14 protein-coding genes are annotated in these 20,953 nt (G+C 42.1%); 8 read left to right on the forward strand and 6 right to left on the reverse strand.

Translation table 11 applies throughout. From position 1 onward, the window contains the following. The first annotated feature begins 150 nt into the window (after positions 1–150). From JN178_RS08515 to JN178_RS20285, 4 genes are all read left to right on the forward strand, one after another. A complete protein-coding gene (locus JN178_RS08515; protein ID WP_202265273.1) occupies positions 151–3,825 on the forward strand; it encodes a TonB-dependent receptor in 3,675 nt (1,224 codons plus the stop codon). An 88-nt stretch (positions 3,826–3,913) separates the two neighbouring features. After that, entirely contained in the window at positions 3,914–6,076 is a 2,163-nt protein-coding gene (locus tag JN178_RS08520) for a hypothetical protein (RefSeq protein ID WP_202265275.1), read from the forward strand. A 74-nt stretch (positions 6,077–6,150) separates the two neighbouring features. Further along, positions 6,151–6,477, forward strand: a complete 327-nt coding sequence (locus JN178_RS20280; RefSeq protein ID WP_332460852.1) for a sulfatase family protein — start codon at positions 6,151–6,153, stop codon at positions 6,475–6,477. A gap of 55 nt (positions 6,478–6,532) precedes the next feature. Continuing rightward, positions 6,533–6,730, forward strand: coding sequence for a hypothetical protein (locus JN178_RS20285; RefSeq protein WP_332460853.1), 198 nt, complete (start codon positions 6,533–6,535; stop codon positions 6,728–6,730). Here the strand turns inward: JN178_RS20285 and JN178_RS08530 are convergent. Continuing rightward, positions 6,727–8,202 (reverse strand): tryptophan halogenase family protein, encoded by a 1,476-nt coding sequence (locus JN178_RS08530; RefSeq protein ID WP_202265277.1) that lies wholly within the window; start codon positions 8,200–8,202, stop codon positions 6,727–6,729. The two genes, JN178_RS20285 and JN178_RS08530, sit on opposite strands and share 4 nt — an antisense overlap. 132 nt (positions 8,203–8,334) lie before the next feature. Here JN178_RS08530 and JN178_RS08535 point away from each other — a divergent pair, with 132 nt between their 5' ends. Then, positions 8,335–8,985 (forward strand): putative glycoside hydrolase, encoded by a 651-nt coding sequence (locus tag JN178_RS08535; protein WP_202265279.1) that lies wholly within the window; start codon positions 8,335–8,337, stop codon positions 8,983–8,985. Between the two features lie 87 nt (positions 8,986–9,072). On the opposite strand, the gene JN178_RS08540 is transcribed toward JN178_RS08535, so the two are convergent. From JN178_RS08540 to JN178_RS08550, 3 genes are all read right to left on the reverse strand, one after another. Further along, a complete protein-coding gene (locus JN178_RS08540) occupies positions 9,073–9,948 on the reverse strand; it encodes a beta-agarase (protein WP_202265281.1) in 876 nt (291 codons plus the stop codon). A 25-nt stretch (positions 9,949–9,973) separates the two neighbouring features. Continuing rightward, entirely contained in the window at positions 9,974–11,686 is a 1,713-nt protein-coding gene (locus JN178_RS08545) for a sulfatase-like hydrolase/transferase (protein WP_202265283.1), read from the reverse strand. 229 nt (positions 11,687–11,915) lie between these two features. Next, positions 11,916–12,518: a GntR family transcriptional regulator gene (locus JN178_RS08550; protein ID WP_232369732.1), complete on the reverse strand. Its 603-nt coding sequence runs from the start codon at positions 12,516–12,518 to the stop codon at positions 11,916–11,918. 232 nt (positions 12,519–12,750) lie between these two features. On the opposite strand from JN178_RS08550, the gene JN178_RS08555 reads away from it, so the two are divergent. Then, on the forward strand, positions 12,751–15,078 hold the full coding sequence (locus JN178_RS08555; RefSeq protein WP_202265285.1) for a beta-galactosidase: 2,328 nt from the start codon (positions 12,751–12,753) through the stop codon (positions 15,076–15,078). A 63-nt stretch (positions 15,079–15,141) separates the two neighbouring features. After that, complete coding sequence (locus JN178_RS08560; protein ID WP_202265287.1) at positions 15,142–17,529, forward strand: alkaline phosphatase D family protein; 2,388 nt, start codon at positions 15,142–15,144, stop codon at positions 17,527–17,529. A gap of 110 nt (positions 17,530–17,639) precedes the next feature. Here the strand turns inward: JN178_RS08560 and JN178_RS08565 are convergent, their stop codons facing one another. Continuing rightward, positions 17,640–18,440, reverse strand: a complete 801-nt coding sequence (locus JN178_RS08565; protein WP_202265289.1) for an alpha/beta hydrolase — start codon at positions 18,438–18,440, stop codon at positions 17,640–17,642. After that, positions 18,440–19,567, reverse strand: a complete 1,128-nt coding sequence (locus JN178_RS08570) for an alcohol dehydrogenase catalytic domain-containing protein (protein WP_202265291.1) — start codon at positions 19,565–19,567, stop codon at positions 18,440–18,442. Before JN178_RS08570 ends, JN178_RS08565 begins: the two co-directional genes overlap by 1 nt. A gap of 302 nt (positions 19,568–19,869) precedes the next feature. Here JN178_RS08570 and JN178_RS08575 point away from each other — a divergent pair, with 302 nt between their 5' ends. Next, complete coding sequence (locus tag JN178_RS08575) at positions 19,870–20,724, forward strand: helix-turn-helix domain-containing protein (RefSeq protein ID WP_232369733.1); 855 nt, start codon at positions 19,870–19,872, stop codon at positions 20,722–20,724. Positions 20,725–20,953: the final 229 nt, after the last annotated feature.

Genomic DNA, 20,953 nt, shown 5'->3' on the forward strand with positions numbered 1-20,953 from the left:
TTTTATACATAAGTATCAAATTGTTAAATTGTTAACAATTTATTATTGACATGATTATTGATTGTGTTCATTATGTCATTGCCTTTACAAAATAATAACATTTTTGAAGTAGCTAAAATCCACACATTCATTGAGCGGGAGCACTGGGATATGACCGTCAAAAAACAACGATTTCATTTAAGCGGCGTTAGTCTTGCTGTCCTTACGGCTTTGAGTTGCAACGCCATAGGGCAAGAAAATACTGGTGAAGACGAAGAAAAGTCTAAAGACGAACAAGTAGAAGTTATCGAAGTATCTGGCTATAAAGGAAGCTTGAAAAAGTCACTAAATGATAAGCGTTTTGCTTCTGGCGTTAGGGATACAATCAATGCAGAAGATATTGGTAAATCTACCGACCAAAATATCGCTGATGCGCTAGGCCGCGTGACAGGTGTTACAGTTGTAAACAACGATGGTGAAGGAACGCAAATAACCGTTCGTGGTGCTGATGCTAATCAAAATGCGATTACACTGAATGGTCAGGCATTAACGTCTACCGACTTTTCTCAAGCTGTGGATTTAAGCTCTTTTTCAGCTGATATTTTATCTAAATTGGAAGTGGTAAAAACCCCAAGTGCCGATCACGATGAAGGCTCATTGGGTGCATCTGTTAATTTAGTGACGGTAAGACCGCTTAATCAAGCTGAAGGTGTACGCTCTTTTACGGTACAAGGTAGATATAACGACTTTGCTGATGAAGAAAACCACAAACTTCAATTCGCATTTTCTGAAAAATTCTTTGATAACAATTTAGGCGTAGCGCTCACGCTTTATGATGAAACTAATGCTTATCGAAAAGATCAATATAACGCAGGGAATTTCGTTGAGTCACAAGAATATGCGCAAGCCATAGATCAGAATGGCAATGTCATATCAGGGGTAAAAGCAATTGAACCTTCATTGGCAAGTTATGAACTTCATCAAAATGAAAGCAACCGTTATGGTGGGTCGTTGGGGATACAATTCCTTCCTGATGATGTATCAGAACTTATGTTCGATGCAACCTATAGTAAACAGGAGCTCGTGAGAACGTTTGATGCGATTCAAGCAAAGAGTTTTGCAAACAATCCAAATTGGGTCGAAGGTGTTACTCCAACAAGTTTTGTAAGGCCTCCAAACCCGTCTAGCGATCCAATTGATTGGATACAAGTCGATACATCTACTTATGATATGACGAAACGCTTAAATCGATACGGAAACGGCAATATTGTTCGAAATGATGGCGGAACTGAAAACGAAAACTTCAGTGCAACATTAAACTACAAACGTGAATTATCTGACAGTTTAAGAGTCGAATCACTAATAGGGCATTCATCAAGTAAGTCTAATAGTTTGCCTAATGCCTATACTGTCATGGAAAATTTTTATCAGGTTCCAGCGCGATTGCTATGGGATGCGGGTGAAAATATCCAGCCTGTCGGTGTTGACTGTACTGGAGGAGGTAATACTTGTCGTATGGTTTACGGAGATACCTTCGTTGACCTTGGCGAAAACCTTTATGCATACACAGATGAAACTGGAGCACGAGTGCCAGGAGCAGAAGACAACATCGCCTTTACTGGATTTAATCCGCAAGACGTAACGTCGTTCCACCTTGGCTATATTGGTGAAAATGATGTAACTGTAGAAGACAGTATCTCAAACGCACAAATAGATTTTGATTTCGATTTAGATAAGTTTGGGATAACCACACTTGAATTCGGTGCAAAAGTAACTTCGCGGAATAAAAAGGTCGATGATCAAGCTTACACTTTCCAATCTCTCCAAGCGTCCGAAGTTATCACAGATCCAGTTACTGGTGAAACGTTGGTAGAGCTAGGAGGGTCGTTGATTGATATCCGTGGAGATATAATCGCTGGAAACCCTATTCCCTACGATGATTTTATGGAAAGTTTGGGTTATGCCAGAGAAGGGGCGACAGTCGGCTGGACACCAATAGATGTTGAGGCGGCAAAAGCTCTGGTACTCGGTGATGGGGATGTTATCCGAAATGTGGACGATACAGCCTCTCGTGAAACAGACCTTGATACTAAAGCTTTCTACCTGAAAGCAAACTTCGATTTATTAGATGGCAGGTTAACTGGTGATATTGGCGTAAGGTACGTAGAAACTGAAGTCGAAGCTGCTGGCTTTTCTGGTATGCGCTATTTTGAACAAAATGGCTCAGATTTGCAGCGTGAAATTGACCGCCATACATTGAGCAACCTTGCAGACCGGTCACTTCCCGAGTGTCCAACACTAAACCTTGGTGCTGATGGGATAGCCCAAGACTACGAGCTAAAGTATCAACGGGTTGATGGTTTGGGTTGGGACACCAGTGCAGGGCCAGACCCTTCTACTTGGGTAAGAATAGAAAATGTTGGACCTTGTCATGATACTGCGTTTGCTGATTATGCGGATGCACTAAACGCTTTCAGAATGGGGGAGGGACCAGCTCCTACATTAAACGAGTATAATTTGTTATGGCAAAGCATGTGGCGTTACGCCAGTGTCAGTACTAGTCGTACTTATGGATGGGATAATTTGCCTCAATGGAATGGAGAAGAGAACGGTGTTAATACTAACTATTCATGGGGTTCTGTCGAGAACAGAGAAGTTGCATCTACACCAGCGTTCAAAACTCACCGCTACGAAAATATTCTGCCAAGTTTAAATGTTAACTATGCGTTTTCTGACGAACTTATTGGTCGTTTCTCGGTTTCCAAAACAATGACACGTCCAGAAATCGATTTATTACGTCCTGGTTATAAAGTCACTGAAGGAAGTTATTGGGGAAGTGGAAATCTTAATGTTGGTCGAGTTGATATGTACAACACACAGCTTGAGCCACTAGAATCCAATAACCTAGATTTGTCGTTAGAGTGGTATTTTAGTGACACTGGTTTACTAAGTTTGGCTTATTTTAGAAAGGATATGTCAAACTTTACTGACCGTGAAACAACGCTTTCTTTTGTTAACAGCGTCAGAGACCCTGCAAATGCCCCTGAAAGTGGTGATGACTTAATTTTAGTCGATACCGGAGATGATTCCGCATTAGCAGACTGTCACCCTATAATTGCAACGACAGAGTTTGCCTATCAACCTGGCGACCCTACTACGTTTTCTGGTGATCCCCGTGATAACTGTGCAAACATGACGGTAACAAAAACCGTCAATGCGAAAGATGCTGAAATTGAAGGGATCGAAATTGGGTATGTGCAGACTTATGATTTCTTACCTGAGCTTTTAGATGCACCAGAGTGGGTAGGCGGTTTCGGTGTTTCTGCGAACTACACTTATCAACAAAGTGAATATGAGTCAGAGTACTCCTCAATAAACCCTAATCTTTTATTACCTTCTTATCCCGTCGCAGATACGCCGGAACATAGCTATAACTTTACTGCGTTTTGGGAGCATAAAGGTCATCAAATACGCTTAAGCTTCCAAGGAATGACAGATTCACTTGTCGGCAAAGACTGGGCGAACGGTCAGTATGGACGCAGTTGGAACCAAGGTTCAATTTGGAATGAAGGCCGCAATACATTAGATCTTTCTGCCTCTTATCAAGTTAACGAAGATGTAACCGTTACCTTCCAAGCGATTAATTTGACTGACGAAGCCTTTAGAACTTACTTCACAAGCAGGACGTTAAATGTGGTTAGACAAGCTGCAGATAATGCTGCTGGCTACGATTTCGTTGCGTTAGAGGAAGGCAATCCACTTGACGGGGATGCGCCAACCCACCGGACTTATACCAAATATAAGGTAGGTTCAACTTATCGTCTTGGTGTCAGAGTGCGTTTCTAATAGGTAATTAAGTTTGAGTAGAGTGTGGTAGTTACTGCTTATGTCTAGCCTACCGCACGAAATATCACAGATTAATGGTAAAACGGTTATGAAAACATTTAAAAAACGTTACAGCTTGATCGGACTGACTGTACTGACAGCGCTATATGGTTGCGGTGGAGGAAGTGATGATGACTTTACGCCGCCCGAACAAGTTAATACAGCAGCCCCTGTTCACGGTGGAGATATTGCCCTTACCGTGCATGAGAAAGATGACTTGCAGTTTATCGAGCTTTTAGGAACGCCTACTGGGTCTCGTACAGGTCCGGGAGTAGCAACAGATGCCGATGGAAACTACATGACGGTGACTGATCTTTCTATTTCTGTATCAGGACCTCGAGCTGATGAAATTATGAATGCGGGTATTGAGCAAAATGGAAATAAACTCGGCATTCGCCCCTCTGCTGTAGCGCCTAATTTGGATACAGGGGAAACACATATTGCTGTAGTGACGTTTAATATTTCTGATGGAAAGAACAAAACGCCACGAATAGCAACAATTACGTTTGTGGGTGAAGACTTCGCTCCTGAGATTGCGAACGATTTAACGGCTAATTTTACTAAAGATTCCGGGATAGGAGTTATTAATGGCTTAAGTGATGTTACTGACGCAGACAATGAGCCACTTACAATCAGTAATCTTGTTGCCGACTCAATGAATGAATACGATTTACCTGTGACTATTAACGGTACTAATATAGAGGTTGATATATCTGCCGTAGAAGACAGCATTCCAGACGGACAAAAGGTTACGTTCAAATATACTTATACGGTTAGCGATCATAGGTTTGATCTGGAACGAGCGTTATATGTTAACGTACTTGGAGTACAAGATATCGCTGGTGCGCCACTGGTTCTTAACTATTTCTTAACGGAAGATATTTTGGAAACTGATGGAATGCTCGAAGTCGACCTCGCGAAGGAGATTGAAGAGCGAGAAGGTGATGCTATTGTTATAAGCGATGTCAAGTTAGACGGTGTGGCCTACGAGAATTCATTTGAGGGGCGTGTTATTGATAACATTCTTTACTTTAACCCTAATGCTTTTCTTGACGAAATAAGTCCGAATGGATTCAAAGACTTCGTATTTACGATGAAAGTTTCTGACGATAAAGGAAATGTTTCTGATGGTGAGAGGGAATTGGCTATTCGTGTAAATGGCGTAGAGTCTAACCTACTTGCAAAGAATGGAATGGATGTAGGCTTTGAAAATGGTGGTGCAGGTTTTGAAGTGACATGGTGTGACCCTGGAGCAGCAATAACTACCTCAATTGTTGCAAATGGAGATGCATCGTTTCAAATGATGGGAGCTCCCTGTTATTACGCTGTAACAGCTGCATCGTTTCCAGATTTAGAGGTTGGTGCGAAGTATTATTTGAGTTACAACGCTTTCGTAGGAGCTGGTGAGGCATCGCCTTATATTGTTATAAACAACGACCCCAATGGTTCTCATAATTTCTGGGGGGGAGTACGTCCTGAACATCCAGCAGATGGGTCGTGGCGACCTTTGTTAGTTGAATTCGACACTGAGTCTGGCTATTTGGCAACGCCAAATGGTGATGGCGAAACGCCCATAGACATTGCTGACCAGCTTCGTCTATTTGTGATGAGCGCATGGTTAGGTAATGACGGCATGCCCGTGTTCGACGACTTTAATTTTACTCGTTATGACAACATAGAGGGTGTCGATGTCCTATCAAATAGCCCTGGTAATTTCGAAGACAATGATTACGTGGTCAACACGAGCGGTGGAGGAGTTGTCGAAGTACGTGTTGACGAAAATAATCCTGATAACCATGTGCTTTACGTCGATACGACGGATGCAGCGCAAGGGGTAACTCTAAGCTTTCCTGTCTCTAAAGGTGCGTTAACATCGGGCGCTAAATATCGCATATCTTATGATGTGCAATATCTTAATTACGCTGAAAACCAGGCTTCAGGTGCGGATTCCAATATCAATGATGCTGGCGCTTATACCTTTGAGTTTGTCTTTGAAAATTCGGACAATGAGCTAGAGTTCTCAAAATTCAGTACGGTATGGAACGGTCCGGAATATGGTACTGTACACAGCATTGCTGATGAGTCATCTCATTTTGAGGGCTTTGGCACTGTGACCGATTGGGATAGTGAAAACGTCATGATGCACGTCATGATAAATGGCGATAATGCACAATACATTATTGATAACTTGACGGTTGTTCGCATTCCTTAACGTTTCGATTACTCGTTCTTTAAAACTCCAGCAATTAGCTGGAGTTTTTTTTAGGAGCTTTAATCACGCAAAATTTGGCACTTTATTATGAAATACAGCTATTTTTTTTATTGTTAGCTTTTTGGTCTATTTTCAGCGCTGCGGGCCAGGATTCGAACAAAAAGCCCAATATTCTATTTATTCTCGCAGATGACGCAGGGTATGCTGATTTTGGTTTTCAAGGCAGCACCCAAATGAAAACCCCTAACTTAGATAAATTAGCAGCTCAAGGAATGAAGTTTACTCAGGCATATACAACGGCGGCTGTATGTGGCCCATCGCGAGCCGGCTTATACACGGGAAAATACCAGCAGCGTTCAAGTTATGAAGAAAATTATATTCCAAGCTGTATGAGTCATTAATCGGCAGCAAGGCCCGTTTTTTCTTATGCTCTAATTAACCGCGGTTCACACTCCCATGGAAGCAGAGCCTGAAGACTTAGCAAAATTTCAACAATTACCGCCACGTCGACAAACATTAGCAGCGATGACGTTGGCGATGGATAGAGAAATTGGAAAAGTGTTAGATATAGTTTGGGTGCAGTGGTTTGAAAAAGCCAGTGAATTAGCAATATTGAATAGATTCCCGCGAGCAATTGTCGCGGGAATTTTTTAGTATTGATATAAGCAAAAACGGCGAATGTATTCTTCGTGGGAAGGCAATTTGTTCACTTGTTCCATAATGGTCGATTCAGTAGCCTTGAGAAACTGAGCTAAATCTTGCTCGCTCATTTCATCTGCAAGAGGGTGGTGTTGTAGGGGAATAAGTCCCTGTCCGATCATTACTTGTAGCCACGAGTCGGAAAATATTTCCTCTTTTCGCTGTACAAATCGCCCTGTCTCTGAAAACAACTTCATCCTGTGTGAAAGCGACTCAGGCAGAGTGAGGTTTTTACAGTAACGCCAGAAATCCGAGTCATCACGCTCGGTTTGACAGTAATGTAGAACGATAAAATCACGAATGTCGCGATAATCGTTCAGCATGTAGTCATTGTATAAATCAACCTCCAATGGGTTGACCCCATTAGCTGGAAAATACTTAATCAGTTGCATCAATCCCTGCTGAATGAGGTGAATAGCGGTAGACTCTAGAGGCTCGATGAATCCCCCAGCTAGGCCTAGCGCTATACAATTTTTAGTCCAAAGTTTTTCCCGATGTCCAGTTACAAACTTTATTACACGGGGCTCTGTTAATATTTCGCCCTCAACATCATTAATCAATCGTTTGAGTGCTTCATCGTCTGATAAGTAATCATCACAATACACAATTCCATTACCCATTCTTTGCTGTAAGGGAATTCGCCATTGCCACCCTGCTTCATGTGCTATTGCGCGAGTGTAGGGGGCAGGAGGCGAAGTAAGGCTAGTTTGGAGTGGTATTGCTCTATTCATCGGGAGGTAATGAGACCAATCAACATAAGGCGTATCCAGTGCGCCTTTAATTAGTAATCCTGCAAAGCCAGAGCAATCAATGAACAAATCACCACTAATAAGCTCTCCTGTCTCTAATACCAGATGTGTTAAATATCCATTTTCTTCGCTTTTTGCAACACTTGAGACTTTACCTTCAATGCGTCTAACACCTAGCTTTTGTGCCTCTATTCGTAGTTTTTGAGCAAAAAGGCCTGCATCAAGATGGTAGGCAAAATTGGGCCCCCCTTGTACATGAGCAAACTTGCCTTGTTTAGCTGCTACGCCTTCTAAATTATAAGCGCCGAAAGGTTGACTAATTCCCAATGAAAGCCCACGCTTCCAATACTCGTGAAAGCCAGCCGCCCACATACCAGCGCCGGTAGTGCCGAATCCGTGAAAATAGTGTTCACCCTTTGCTTTCCAATTCTCAAACTGTATGCCGAGTTTAAATGTCCCCGCTGTTGCCTTGGCAAACTCGGTAGACCGTATATGCATAATATCATTGAAGAAGTGAAGGCTGGGGATAGTTGCTTCACCTACACCAATGGTACCTATGTCTTCTGATTCCACTAGGGTAATTTCGATACTACGGAATGTTTTAGAAAGGAGGGCAGCGGCCATCCAACCTGCGGTTCCTCCGCCTAATATCGTTACCTTCATCACACTTGTGTTCATAGAACTCTTCATATTTTTAATAATAGATTTCGTGTTAACATAATATCTGTATATTGTTAACAAAATTAGTTTGAGATATTCTAATAATCCGCGAAAAGTTTCAAGTAATAAATTAGATAAGGAAGCAGTAAAATGTTGACACGTTGGTGTTCTTTAGTAGTTGTCCTGTTGGTTTCCAATAGTGCATTTGGAAAGCAAAATGAAACGGACCCTAACATCCATTACTTTCATGAAGGTCTAGTGAGATCGCCTTGGGAATTAAGTTTAAACTATGGGAAAAACAGCATTGATGAGAACGGTTACGCGTCTACAGTTAGAAATAGCTTAGTGTTAAGGGCCGTGGAGGGAAAAAATGGAAATGATGCGATTCAGTTAAAATGGAAACCGAAAGATATTAAAACCGAATGGGGTGGAATAGATAAGAATATTCTCACTGCTACCCTTACCAATACTGGTGGATTTATTGATTTATCATCGGTAAAAGAGAATGCTGCAATCGCGTTAGACATTATGGTATTGAGCCCGCCTAAAGAGCTGGTGGATTGGACGATAGAAAGTGAATGGAACTGGAAGCAGAGAGCGTCATTTCCTTTAAAGAATGTTTTAAAAAAGCTTCCTAAAAAAGAATGGGTTACTGTACCAATTCCACTCAAATGTTTTAATGGTGGAAGTGTCAACTTTAGTAAAATCACCTCAATAATGCAGCTGTCGACAGAGGGAAAAATGGAAATTGTTCTTGGTGATATTAGATTGTCTGCCCTTCCTGAAGGGATAGGGTGTTAATTGCATAGCGAGACTGAGCTAGCACAGGTGACCCTTCCTATTTGGATAACGGTGCCAGATTCAATTTTAGATTACCGCTCATTTAGATTATTCAGCGGGAACAGGCTTGTAAAAACGCACCCAATCGACAAGATAGTTACCGCGAGTTTTGTCGTCCAGTTCCTTGTTCGTCGGTGTTAATCCTTGTGACGTTCGCCAGTCCTGGTCCTCCAAATTAAAGATGGCTTGCATAGGTTTATTCAGTCCTTTGCCGTCTGTATAGTTGTGCGGATCGATAACATCTTTACCAGACGAGACCTTTACTTTTTTGCCATTAACGAAATACTCTAGGTGCCAAGGATCGCGCCAATACACTCCAACTCTGACAAACTCATCTCTAAACGTAGTGCCGTTGTAATACCATGTGTCTTCGGACTTTGGCTGGTAATCTGCAAACGGCTCTCTTATGAAAACGTGATGGCTTAAGTGAAGTCGTTCTGCAAACCACTTATTGTCCGGCTGATCTCCACCATATGCTTCAAGAATATCAATTTCTTGGGTGGAGTCCTTACTCAAAAGCCAAAAGTCTGACGCTAATACTTGATTCATTATCTTAGCTTTTACTTCAACATAGAGTGGGTAAGTTAGCGAATCATGAGATGTGATACTTCCCATCATTATTTTCTGCGATAAACGTTTTCGACTGGCAGAAAGTTGCAATTTACCGTCCTTTACAAAAGACTGGTGTGGATGCCATTCTGTACGACTAGGTCCTTTCCAGCTATTGATAAATCCTTCATACCAGCGCTCAGCGAAGCTATGTCCTTTGTTTTCAGCGGGTGCGTCATAGTTAAAGTCATCTGATAACGGATGAAGTTGCCATTTCATTCCTTCACCTGCATCCACTGGTACTGGGTAAGCATCCCAATCCTTAGCTGAGACGGAATGTACGAAAAAAAAGGGTAACAAGTAGGCTACTCGCATGTCTTAGTACCTTTAAGTTAGAGGTTTAATACGGGTCATTAGGCTTAATTTTGATAATGTGCCTGTAATCTATAATCTTGTTTCTGCTCTTCCATTCTTCAGCCATTGTTGTTAAGCGCTTCACTAATTCAGGGTGCATGTCCGCAACATTGTTCACCTCCCCAGGGTCGTTCTCAATATCATATAGCTCAATAGCTACACCTGGTTTTGCGAGCGTTTGTAAATACCAACCGGGCTCAATAAGAAGCTTCCACTTACCTTTATACAGTACACTTTGCTGTCCCTTATCATTGTTATATAACTCAATAGGAGGGGGTAATTGCTTACCTTTAAGTAGAGGGACGATACTTCGTCCATCGGGCGGGCGAGGAGTATTGCCGCGAAATATTTGAGGAAACTCCGCCCCGCTAAGCTCAATAAAGGTAGAGAATAGATCGCCTACCCATACTGTGTCGTGAGACAATGAGCCTGGCTGTATTGTGTTGGTCCAATGTAATATGGCGTGAGTTCTCGCCCCACCTTCCCAAAGCAGCGCTTTTACTCCAGCATAGGGCTGATTCATAAGGTCGCCTATGTGAGAAGCTGCGCCGTTGTCTGAAAGGTAAACAATTAACGTTTTATCCAACTGACCCGCTTCCTCTAGTTGGGAAACAAGTCGCCCCACGTTGTCATCTAATTTTTCCATCATAGCTGCGTGGAAAGACGCTTTTTCAACATACTGTTTATATTTCTCTGCTGGCATATTATTGTAAAATGCATTTGTATCTCTCGCTTCTGCGTCTTTGGGAAACAATCCAAGAGAAACAAGTCGCTTGTGTCGGCCTTTAGCGATACTGGTCAGATCCGAGTATTTTTTCTTGTACTTATCGACAAGTTCTTTTGGTGCTTGAAGCGGTTTATGTGGTGCTCGGTAAGCAACGTACATGAAAAACGGTTTATCTTTTATTGTTGTTTGCTTTAGCATCGAGATAGCCTCATCCGTAATGCCATCGGTTGCATAAAATGCTATACCTTTCTTGCCATCACAGGCTGAGTAATGCTTCCTGCCATAGTCGGTGTCGCTATAGCATCGCATATCATATTGCTGTTTGTATTTGAGCTCGGCTGGTTCGTTGTTGTGGTAATAGGGATGTGGAAGGCCAGGCTGATAAAATAGATTTCCTTGTGCACCGTGAAATACAAAGCTTTTTTCAAACCCTCGTTGTGGCGGCAGTGCCAAATAGTCTAATTCCATTTCTTGAGCGGTTAGTGCCATTTGTGGAGGGTGGACAGCTTTCCACTTAGGTACCATTTCTTCTTGGTGCTGTTTAATGTAGCTTCCACCTAAATGCCATTTACCTACCATCATTGTTTGATAGTCGGAATCAAGAAGTAGCTCTGATATTAAAGGTTGTTCATACTTTAAGCGTGCGCGGTGTGCTGGAAAAGGTAACTCCCGTTCCCAGTCCCCGACAACGCCACCGCCGAAACCCACGTGAGCTGCTTCTACACCCGTTAGGAGTGATGCCCTAGTTGGACTGCATCTTGCGTTACTGTAAAACCGCGAAAGCTTTAGGCCGTTAGCTGCTAGTGCATCTAAATTTGGGGTTTCTATTTCGCCGCCAAAGCTTCCTAAATCACTATAGCCAGCATCATCAGAAACAATGAGTAGAATATTTGGTTGTATTTCTTGGGCTAAACAAAAGGATGAAACACTTAGGCAGAATGCAAAATGTATCCAAATAAACAGTTTTTTCATAGAAGTACCTTCAATTTAAAAACTCATAAGGCCCGCGGAAACAAGAAAACGCAGTTAAGCAGGTGCCAAAACGGCATTATTGTTTTACGTTAATTGTTAACAAAATGTCAAGTGTTACAAAAAAGGATAAGGAAAAGAAAGACTGATATATATAGAGACATGAGTTGGGCGAACTAAAGTGCCTAAAACGACACTTTAGATTCATGACTTTAAAGGAGTAAGCGTAGCGTTATTTGATATTTTTCCGAATTGCCGCGACAGCTTGTTTTACGTCTCCATTCTTAAACGCATCAACGATATCTCTATGCTCTTCAACGAGCTTATCTGAGGTTTTGATACGCTGATAGTTCATGCGCATACGGATAACGATGGGGTACCATAAATTAAGTAGGTCTTCTCCACCAGCAAGCTCTACAAAGTACTGGTGAAAAGCTATGTCAGCCTTAGTGAGCTCAGTATATTCTTGTTTCTCAAAATGTTCTTGCATAATGGCAATAAGCTTATCCATTTCTGCAAGTTGCTCTTTGGATATAAGGCCAATAATTTCTTTGGCAGCAAACTCCTCAATCTTTTTTCGCATATCAATACTGAGTTTTTGAAGGGCCGCTGGCAGTGGGTTGTTTACCGACGCACCAACGTTATTTTTACTAATTAAAAGGCCTTCTTTTGTCAGTTTGAGTATCACATCTCGAATGGGACCTCTTGAAACACCGAAGCGCTCTGCAAGCTGTATCTCGTTTAACTTTGTGTTTGGCGCAAGCTCACCGGATATAATGTCTGAGCGTAAAACATCTGCTATCTGATCACGCACTGAGAGTATTTTAGGCTTCATAAGACTCTTCATTATTTTAGAATTTAATCATCGATAAATTGTTAACTTTATTTTGTGAAATGTCCAGATTTTTAAAAGCACAGCCAGCAAACCTGCCCTAAATATTAAGCGTCGAATAAAATTTTGGCTAAGCGTACTACAAAAAAGTTACAAATCTCATTGTTAACAGTTTAATGTTGTCTTTGATGTGGTTATACTAGATGGTGATTGTTAATAAATTGTGAGAAAAGAAATGAAAAGAACAGCCATCGCGTTGGCACTTTCTTTGAGCCTTTTGGGTTGTCAACAGACAAAAAGTAGTGATAAGACTGACATTGTTTCACAGGGTAAAAGTGACGTTCATAGCGCACTTCTTCAGCAAGAAAAGACGCTCATCGCCTTTTCTGAGTCGTCATTAGACAGTAATGTAAGCCTGACTAATGCAACAGCGCAAGCCAATGAGGGCCGTTTAGATATAACCTTTCTGGGTAAAGACAATCCTTACGCAGGCATCTCAATTAAGCCTGATACGCCTTGGGATATGAGTCACTTAGATGACTTTAACCTAGCGATGGATATTAAAAATACTGGAGAACATCCCGTTCAACTTTTCTTAAATATTTCTGACGTTGATGGGGCAACGTATACGCGAAGTGTTGCAGTACCAAGAGGGGACACAACCACGTATTACGCAAAAATGCGCGGCCATGATTTGGCGACTCCAGATGGTAATGTAAATCAGGAACTAAACTTTTTATCTGGTTTTCGTTCCAATCCTGAAACGTGGGATTCAGATGATGTGCAGTTTATTTCGATGTGGGGCAAGAAAAATCTTAACCTCAAGGGTATTACTGAAATAAGCATATCAGTACAAAGTAACTTATTCGATAAATCTATAGCGTTGGGCAATATTAGATTACGACCGAATCCAGAAATGAATGAGAACTTTCTTACTCAAATAGTTGATGAGTTTGGTCAGAATGCAAATGTTGAATTTTCAGGAAAAATTCATTCCCAGCAAGAAATTGAAGCTGCAAGAGACGCAGAAGCGAAAAAGCTAGATAACAAACTGATGCCGGATCGTTCGCGCTTCGGGGGGTATAAAGATGGTCCTAAACTCGCAGCTACAGGCTATTTTAGAACAGAAAAAATAGATGGGAAATGGGCACTTGTTGATCCTGAAGGGTATCTTTACTTCGCAACGGGTTTAGACATTATTCGTTTATCAAACACTTCAACAATGACCGGGTACGGTTTTGATGAAAGCCTAGTTGATTTGGGAGGTGACGGCGTTACACCAGAAGATTCGAAGGGGCTTAACCGGGTAAATGATGAAGCTATTCCAAGTAGACATGTTGTATCTGAAGTACGTGCTAACTTGTTTGAATGGTTGCCGTCTTACGATGAACCACTTGGGAAGTGGTTTGGTTACCGTGGAAGCGCTCATTCTGGCCCAGTGAAAAAAGGTGAAACATTTAGTTTTTATGCAGCCAATCTGGAACGCAAATACGGAAGTGAAGACCCGTTGGAAGCATGGGAACAAGTGACCATTAAGCGCATGAAATACTGGGGCTTCTCTTCGTTAGGAAATTGGACCGATCCGCGCTTCTATCAAAATAATGAAGTTCCGTTTTTTGCCAATGGCTGGATAATTGGTGACTTTAAAACGGTGTCTAGCGGTAACGACTTTTGGGCTCCATTACCCGATGTGTTTGACCCTGAGTTTGCCCGTCGTGCTGATATTACTGCTGCTACTATTGCCAACCAAGTTCAGAATAACCCTTGGTGTGTGGGCGTATTTATTGATAATGAAAAAAGTTTCGGTAGAAGTGAAAGCAATGAAACACGATACGGAATTGTTCTCCATACGCTAAAGCGAAATGGTAAAGATGTACCTACAAAAGCAGCTTTCACTGAACTTATGAAAGCGAAATATTCGAATATAAATTCGCTTAATGAAGTATGGGGAACCGACATCGCTTCATGGGAGGCGTTTGATCAAGGAATTGACTCGTCGATAAGAAACGAGGCTCAATTAGAAGACTATAGCGCAATGTTGTATCACTATGGTGAGCAGTATTTCAAAATAGTGAACACTGCATTAGATAAGCATATGCCTAATCACATGTACTTGGGCGCGCGATTCCCTGACTGGGGTAAACCGATGGAGATCGTAAAAGCTGCTGCTAAGCACGTTGATGTAATGTCTTACAATGTTTATAAAGAAGGTATACACCCGCAGTCATGGGCATTTTTAGAAGAAATAGACATGCCTAGTATTATTGGCGAGTTTCACTTTGGTGCCCGAGACAATGGGCTATTTCACCCCGGTTTGATCCAGGCAGCTACACAGCAAGACCGAGCAGAAATGTACAAAGACTATATGCATTCCGTTATCGATAATCCTTATTTTGTTGGCGCCCATTGGTTCCAGTATATGGATTCACCAATTTCAGGCCGTGCTTATGACGGCGAAAACTACAACGTGGGCTTCGTTAACGTAACCGACACCCCTTATGCTCCCATGGTGGAGGCTGCGCGGGAGATAAACGGCAATATGTACTCAAGACGCTTTAAGTAGCTAGACACATTTTTGTTTGACAAAAAAGGCCTGTTTTAAGGCCTTTGTATTTAGGAGTTTACTATGTCTGAACGCCCTGATTTATTAAAGCGAAGAACACTAAAACTCGCTCTTGCTTCCGCAGTAACGACTTCGTTAGGCTGTGTAACACGTTATGCTGACTCACAAGATGAAAACCTAACATATAGTTCTTTTAATAAACCTTTTAAAGCAGACTGGGACGAGCGCTTTGACGGCCCGTTTTTGGGGGAGAATGTATGGGCTAACCCCATGGAAGACTGGGAAATAAAGCGTGGTAGAGCTTACTGCAGCAGTAAAAAAGGCTGTCGGAATGTGCATTTGCTCACTCATTCTATTATTCAGCCAGAGCAAGGCTTTATCACACAGGTAGTAGTAGAGACTGACGATACGCCATTCTTTAATGGCGGCGCAGGTTTTAATTTGGGGCTACGAAGCGAGATAGATGAATATCGCAGTAACTGTTTCGCTCAAGGAGGAATAAAAGCAGGGATCCGTCAAAACTTGCTATTTATTGGTTCAAAAGCGGTTCCGATAGCAGTGCAACCATCAATTCTCTTAAAACTCGTTGGGGAAAAGCAAGGCAACGCAGTGAAGTTAACACTCTCTGCTTATCACCCTAGAACAAAAGCTCTCATAGCAAGTATTGAAAAATTGGAGTCAAAAGAGCTGGTGAAAGGCAACATTGCGATTGCCGCGAATACGGATTTTGAAGATATGCCCAATTCTGAAGAACCTGAACATCATGCTGGAAGTCGCTTTTCATTTAGTAACTGGACTCTTGAAGGTGCAGGCATAAGCTATGATAAGAGAAGGATCTTTGGACCAATTATGTGGGCAATGTACACGGTGAATCGCATCTCAGACGGGGATCAAGCAAAAGGTGACGTAAATCGACACGAGCTAAATTTGACCGCTGTAATGGCTCCGCTCGGTACACAGGATAATAATCAGTTAATTTTAGCATTCTATCAAAACGGAAAGTGGATTGAGTCTGCAACGGCAACAATTGACGAGCTCTCTTGTTCTGCCTCGTTTCACATCCCAGATTGGAATGGTAATTTACACACCCGCTACAAACTCATCTATCGAAACGTTAAGAAAAGTGGCAAGAATGAGTATGATTATGAGGGCGCCATAAAGGCTGAACCAGTTGATAGACCTTTGAGAATGGCGTCGCTTACGTGTCAAAACGACTATGCGTTTCCTTATCAGCCTGTGGTAGATAATGTCTTGCGTTACGACGCTGATCTTTTATTTTTTTCTGGAGACCAACTCTACGAACATCATGGTGGCTACGGAATTGTTCGTAAACCTGAAAAACGTGCGATGTTAAATTACCTGCGTAAGTATTATCAGTTTGGCTGGGCGTTTCGTGAAACTATGCGTCACACACCAGTGGTTTGTTTACCTGATGATCACGACGTATTGCAAGGTAATCTATGGGGGGAGGGGGGAAAGCCCATGGATAACCTAGACGAAGATGTAACGGCGTCTATTCTTGGAGGGTATGCTGAACCGGCAAATGTGGTGAACGCGATACATCGAACCTGTGTATCGCACTTGCCTGCGCCTATAGACGATACCTTGGGAGATTACGGTATTGGTACTTACTACACAACGTTGAATTACGCTGGCGTCAGTTTTGCGATTTTAGCTGATAGACAGTGGAAAAGTGCTCCCGATGTAATGGATATTGTTGTGGGCGAAACAGGGCAAGACGAGGCACCTACTTATTTCAATCCTGCGTTCGATAGCGAAAATCTTCATTTATTAGGAGAAAAACAAGAAGCATTTTTGACAGCGTGGGCAGAGAACAAACCAACAAATATGTTGGCAGCGGTGCTCAGTCAAACCGTATTTGCAGGTATTGCTACGCACCAACCTCGCCCTGATCGTTACCTTAAATATGACTTTGATAGCAGTGGCTGGCCCGCTTCCGCTAGGAATCGTGCGGTCAGTATCATGAGAAAGGCAAAAGCGTTGCACATTTGCGGCGATACTCATCTAGCCACGCTTTCTCAATACGGGGTACATAAACCAAGAGACAGCAATTGGGCTTTCTGCTCCCCCGCTATTGCAGCTGGCTGGCCTCGCTGGTGGTTACCGGAAGACGCGGGACTGCCTTGTGTCGAGAGACCTAAGCATAATATGCCCAACACCGGCAACTATCGAGATGCTTTCGGAAATGACATTTATGTGTATGCTGTTGCCAACCCGGACGTAGGGGAGTCACCAAATCGATATGTCAAAGCCCATGAAAAAGGCAGTGGATTTGGGACCATTGAGTTTGACGTATCAAAGCAGACCTACACAGTAGATGCTTACCGGTTTAATGTGGATATTAGTGCCGATAGCGAATCCCCGCGGTTTCCGGGCTACCCCGTCACTATCTATGCAAAAGAAAACGCGGGTGAAAATTTGTTGATTTAATATTTTGTGATATTAAATTGAAAAATCCGCTCATCAAAAAATAGCGATGAGCGGTAAGTAGTATAAAAATTAGTAGCGCTTTCTTGCGTTAGTTTTTCAACTTTTGAAGTTCATAAACGCTTTTGAATCTGATCAAAAAAACGCAGCGTTTTCTCTACGTTTTTGTGCCAATATGACCATTCATGGCCACCATCAAGCCACTCAAAATCAAAAGAGATACCCTCATGTCTTAGTTGGCTCGTCAATACTTTGTTACTTTCGTAGAGTACGTCTTGATAACCGCAGTCCAAACGCAAAGAAGGCAGTTCTTTTTTGCTCTTACTAAGCCAGTACATTAAATCGGTTTCATACTCATTTTCACAGCAATAGGTTTCGATAGGGTAGTCGACAAAATGCGTAAAATCATCCATGCAGGTGATAGCTGAATGAGCCGATATCCCTTTATATACCGATGGATATTTTGCACCTAGACGCAAAGCCCCAAACCCTCCCATGGAAAGACCCGATATATACCAATTGCTTTGCTTACTTACCGCGTCTATGGTTTGAGTTACAGCGTCTTTGACATCTTCGACTATCCAGGTTTCATAATTGCCATGCTCTTTTAATGGGAGGTAACCCGAACCATCCCATAGTGCGCCATCCGATGGCATAACTAATACGAATTCACCAAGCCCTTTTTTATGCAATTGTCTGTAAACCTCATGAACACCACCTAGGTTCATCCAAACCCAGTGATTACCATAAACACCATGCAGTAAAACCACAACAGGTAAATCTTTAGATTGAGGGTGCGCATTATAAATACTAATATCTCGCCGCCCGTTAACGGCGCTCGAATGCACAGTAATCAATGTAAGGTTGTCAGAAGTGAAGCGAGGGTTGGATACTTCTAGTCTTTTAACTGTCATTAGTAACTATCCTTGGTAAAACCAGGCATCATAACAACGCCTTTCGCAATTCGACCGTTTAGTAAATCATCAAACCCAGTATGTATCTCGTCAATTGTATAAGTTTTTGTGACCAACTCATCAAGCTTTAGGTTTCCTGCTTCGTAGAGCTTGAGCAATTTAGCAAAATCCCGTTCGGGGTTGCACATACCGTAGAGAGGGTTTATGTATATTTTATCCCACTCGAATAATTCACAGTTAAAATCAATACGCTGCTCTATACCACTGACTTGAACAGCAGTGCCCGCACTTCTTATTAATGCTAGTGGTGCCGAACCTAGTGCAGGAATGGCTGTACACTCGAACGCATAGTCCGCACCTCTGCCGCCACAAATTTCTCGAACTTGATGCGCGACTTTTTGAAAATCAAGGTCATCTTTTTCTGCAATGATACCGTGAGTTGCGCCAAACAGTTTGGCTTGATTGAGTCGCTCTTGGTTTATGTCAATGGCGATTATGATCGCTGCACCCGAGTGCTTTGCTCCTTGTATGCAATTGAGTCCTACACCGCCGCAACCAATGATACAGGCTGATGCGCCTGCCTCGACGCGAGCTGCGTTTACTACCGAGCCCCAGCCTGTCACTACTCCGCAACCTACGATAGACGCCGACGAGAAGGGAATAGCAGAGTCGACAACAACGACCGCCTCTTGTTTTACTACAGTATATTCACTGAGTGTCCCTAAATGAAAAGAACGCTCAATTGGAATATTATTTTTTTGACTTGATGCAATATGAGCATGTCCCTTAAGCCCGCAACCACACACAGGGGAGTTCACTTCACATATGTGTAAATTTCCTTCTCTACATTGAAAGCATGCGCCGCAGGGAATTGCCCAGTTTAAAATGACCTTGTCACCCTTCTTTATATGAGTCACGCCGTCACCTACCGCTTCTACTATGCCTGCCCCTTCGTGACCGACAATAAATGGCTTGTTCCAGTTTTGAATAGAATCCCAGTCAGTGTGACATAGTCCAGCAGCGACTACTTTAACGAGTACTTCCCCCGTATTTGGCTGTCCTACAAATATGGTTTCTACAGTGATGTTGCCGTTGCCGTCTGATGTGACAGATTTTGATGGGATCATTTTGGTACTTTATAATTATTAACAGAATGTTAATCATTGAAACACAGTGCTCGAAGGGCTTCTGTCATTATGCCGTGATTAAATGTCAAAAATTTGCTGTTTCTACGAGCGCGCGTGTTTAGCCAAAAGCTGTTCTATTGTTAACGCATAGCGCTAAGTATCCTAAATGTCATTTATATGCTAAATATGCTCAAAATAATTTCTTAATACACTGTTTAGTGTCATTTTTGTTGCATTACTAAACACAGTAATAAGTTGCTTTTTAAACGGGTTGTGAACTATCGAGTTCAAGGAGTCTGACAGTGAATAAATCAGTGTACTGTGAACCATTCTGTATAGAAAAGGGACGAAATTTCGAAGTGCATCATGTTAAATACGATGAAAAAGACCCATATCATTGTTTTATGCATTTTCATGAAGTTCATGAATTTATTATTTTTGAGAAAATAGAAGGGCAGTACTTTTACAGTCAGGGAGAGTCAGAATTAGACGATTTTGATATCGTGTTTACTCCTGCACTTGAAACGCATAACTTCAGTTGCAGCGCTCGAGAAAAATCTTGGTTTATTGTCCAGTTTATGCCGCACGTATTGGGCGATGAAAAAATGGCAAAAGCCAATGCCTTTTTCCAACACGGTTTACATTTACGACTCCCCAAGTCTCGCATCACCGAAATACAACAGCAAGTTCACTGGTTGTTAGAGAGTTACCAGCAAGATCCTAATAGCGCCCGCAGTTTAGTACTGTTGCAATTGTTGATACTCACTATTGGAGAGTATGCCAAACCCGCTCTAGGAGGTATTAATCAGCCAATAACCTATTCTCCGCTTTATGAAAAAATGTTGCCAGTTATTAATCAGTTTAGAAGCCAATCAGCAGTAGAGCTTTCTTTAATTGAAGCGGCAAATATGTGTCATTTATCGCCATCTCATTTTTCACGTATGTTTAAGCAGATTTTTCGCGTTAATTTCTCTGAATACGCGCTGCGTCATAAGTTATACAGCGCAGCAAGGCTACTCAGTCAATCAACATTGTCAATCACACAAATAAGTTATGAGCTAAACTTTTCTAGTCCATCTCACTTTATTGCACAATTTAAGAAGCAGTTCTCAAAAACGCCAAGGCAGTTTCGCGCATCAATGACAAATACAGAGTGAGCGGCTTTTAATCCTTACATTTGGCCTTTTCAGTAGTGGCTATTAACTCACTTCTTTTATTTGTATCGCGAATAGTGGCGTATACGACAAAGTCCTTGCTAGCTAATTTTATACTCAGTGAAATGTCTAGCCCTGTTGATGTTCCAGTTATTAATGCAACACGTTTCATAGGTCTAATCCTCTATTGTGAACATATACATTCAGGTTGAATTTTAGATGAAAGTGGGTA

Origin of the sequence: Alteromonas sp. KC3, from assembly GCF_016756315.1 — a bacterium.
Classification (GTDB): domain Bacteria; phylum Pseudomonadota; class Gammaproteobacteria; order Enterobacterales; family Alteromonadaceae; genus Alteromonas.

What these genes read in the sequence shown, in the direction of transcription:
- JN178_RS08515 (WP_202265273.1), top strand. Translation starts at nt 151, where the DNA reads ATGACCGTCAAAAAACAACGATTTCATTTAAGCGGCGTTAGTCTTGCT.
- JN178_RS08520 (WP_202265275.1), top strand. Translation starts at nt 3,914, where the DNA reads ATGAAAACATTTAAAAAACGTTACAGCTTGATCGGACTGACTGTACTG.
- JN178_RS20285 (WP_332460853.1), top strand. Translation starts at nt 6,533, where the DNA reads ATGGAAGCAGAGCCTGAAGACTTAGCAAAATTTCAACAATTACCGCCA.
- JN178_RS08530 (WP_202265277.1), bottom strand. Translation starts at nt 8,202, where the DNA reads ATGAACACAAGTGTGATGAAGGTAACGATATTAGGCGGAGGAACCGCA.
- JN178_RS08535 (WP_202265279.1), top strand. Translation starts at nt 8,335, where the DNA reads ATGTTGACACGTTGGTGTTCTTTAGTAGTTGTCCTGTTGGTTTCCAAT.
- JN178_RS08540 (WP_202265281.1), bottom strand. Translation starts at nt 9,948, where the DNA reads ATGCGAGTAGCCTACTTGTTACCCTTTTTTTTCGTACATTCCGTCTCA.
- JN178_RS08545 (WP_202265283.1), bottom strand. Translation starts at nt 11,686, where the DNA reads ATGAAAAAACTGTTTATTTGGATACATTTTGCATTCTGCCTAAGTGTT.
- JN178_RS08550 (WP_232369732.1), bottom strand. Translation starts at nt 12,518, where the DNA reads ATGAAGCCTAAAATACTCTCAGTGCGTGATCAGATAGCAGATGTTTTA.
- JN178_RS08555 (WP_202265285.1), top strand. Translation starts at nt 12,751, where the DNA reads ATGAAAAGAACAGCCATCGCGTTGGCACTTTCTTTGAGCCTTTTGGGT.
- JN178_RS08560 (WP_202265287.1), top strand. Translation starts at nt 15,142, where the DNA reads ATGTCTGAACGCCCTGATTTATTAAAGCGAAGAACACTAAAACTCGCT.
- JN178_RS08565 (WP_202265289.1), bottom strand. Translation starts at nt 18,440, where the DNA reads ATGACAGTTAAAAGACTAGAAGTATCCAACCCTCGCTTCACTTCTGAC.
- JN178_RS08570 (WP_202265291.1), bottom strand. Translation starts at nt 19,567, where the DNA reads ATGATCCCATCAAAATCTGTCACATCAGACGGCAACGGCAACATCACT.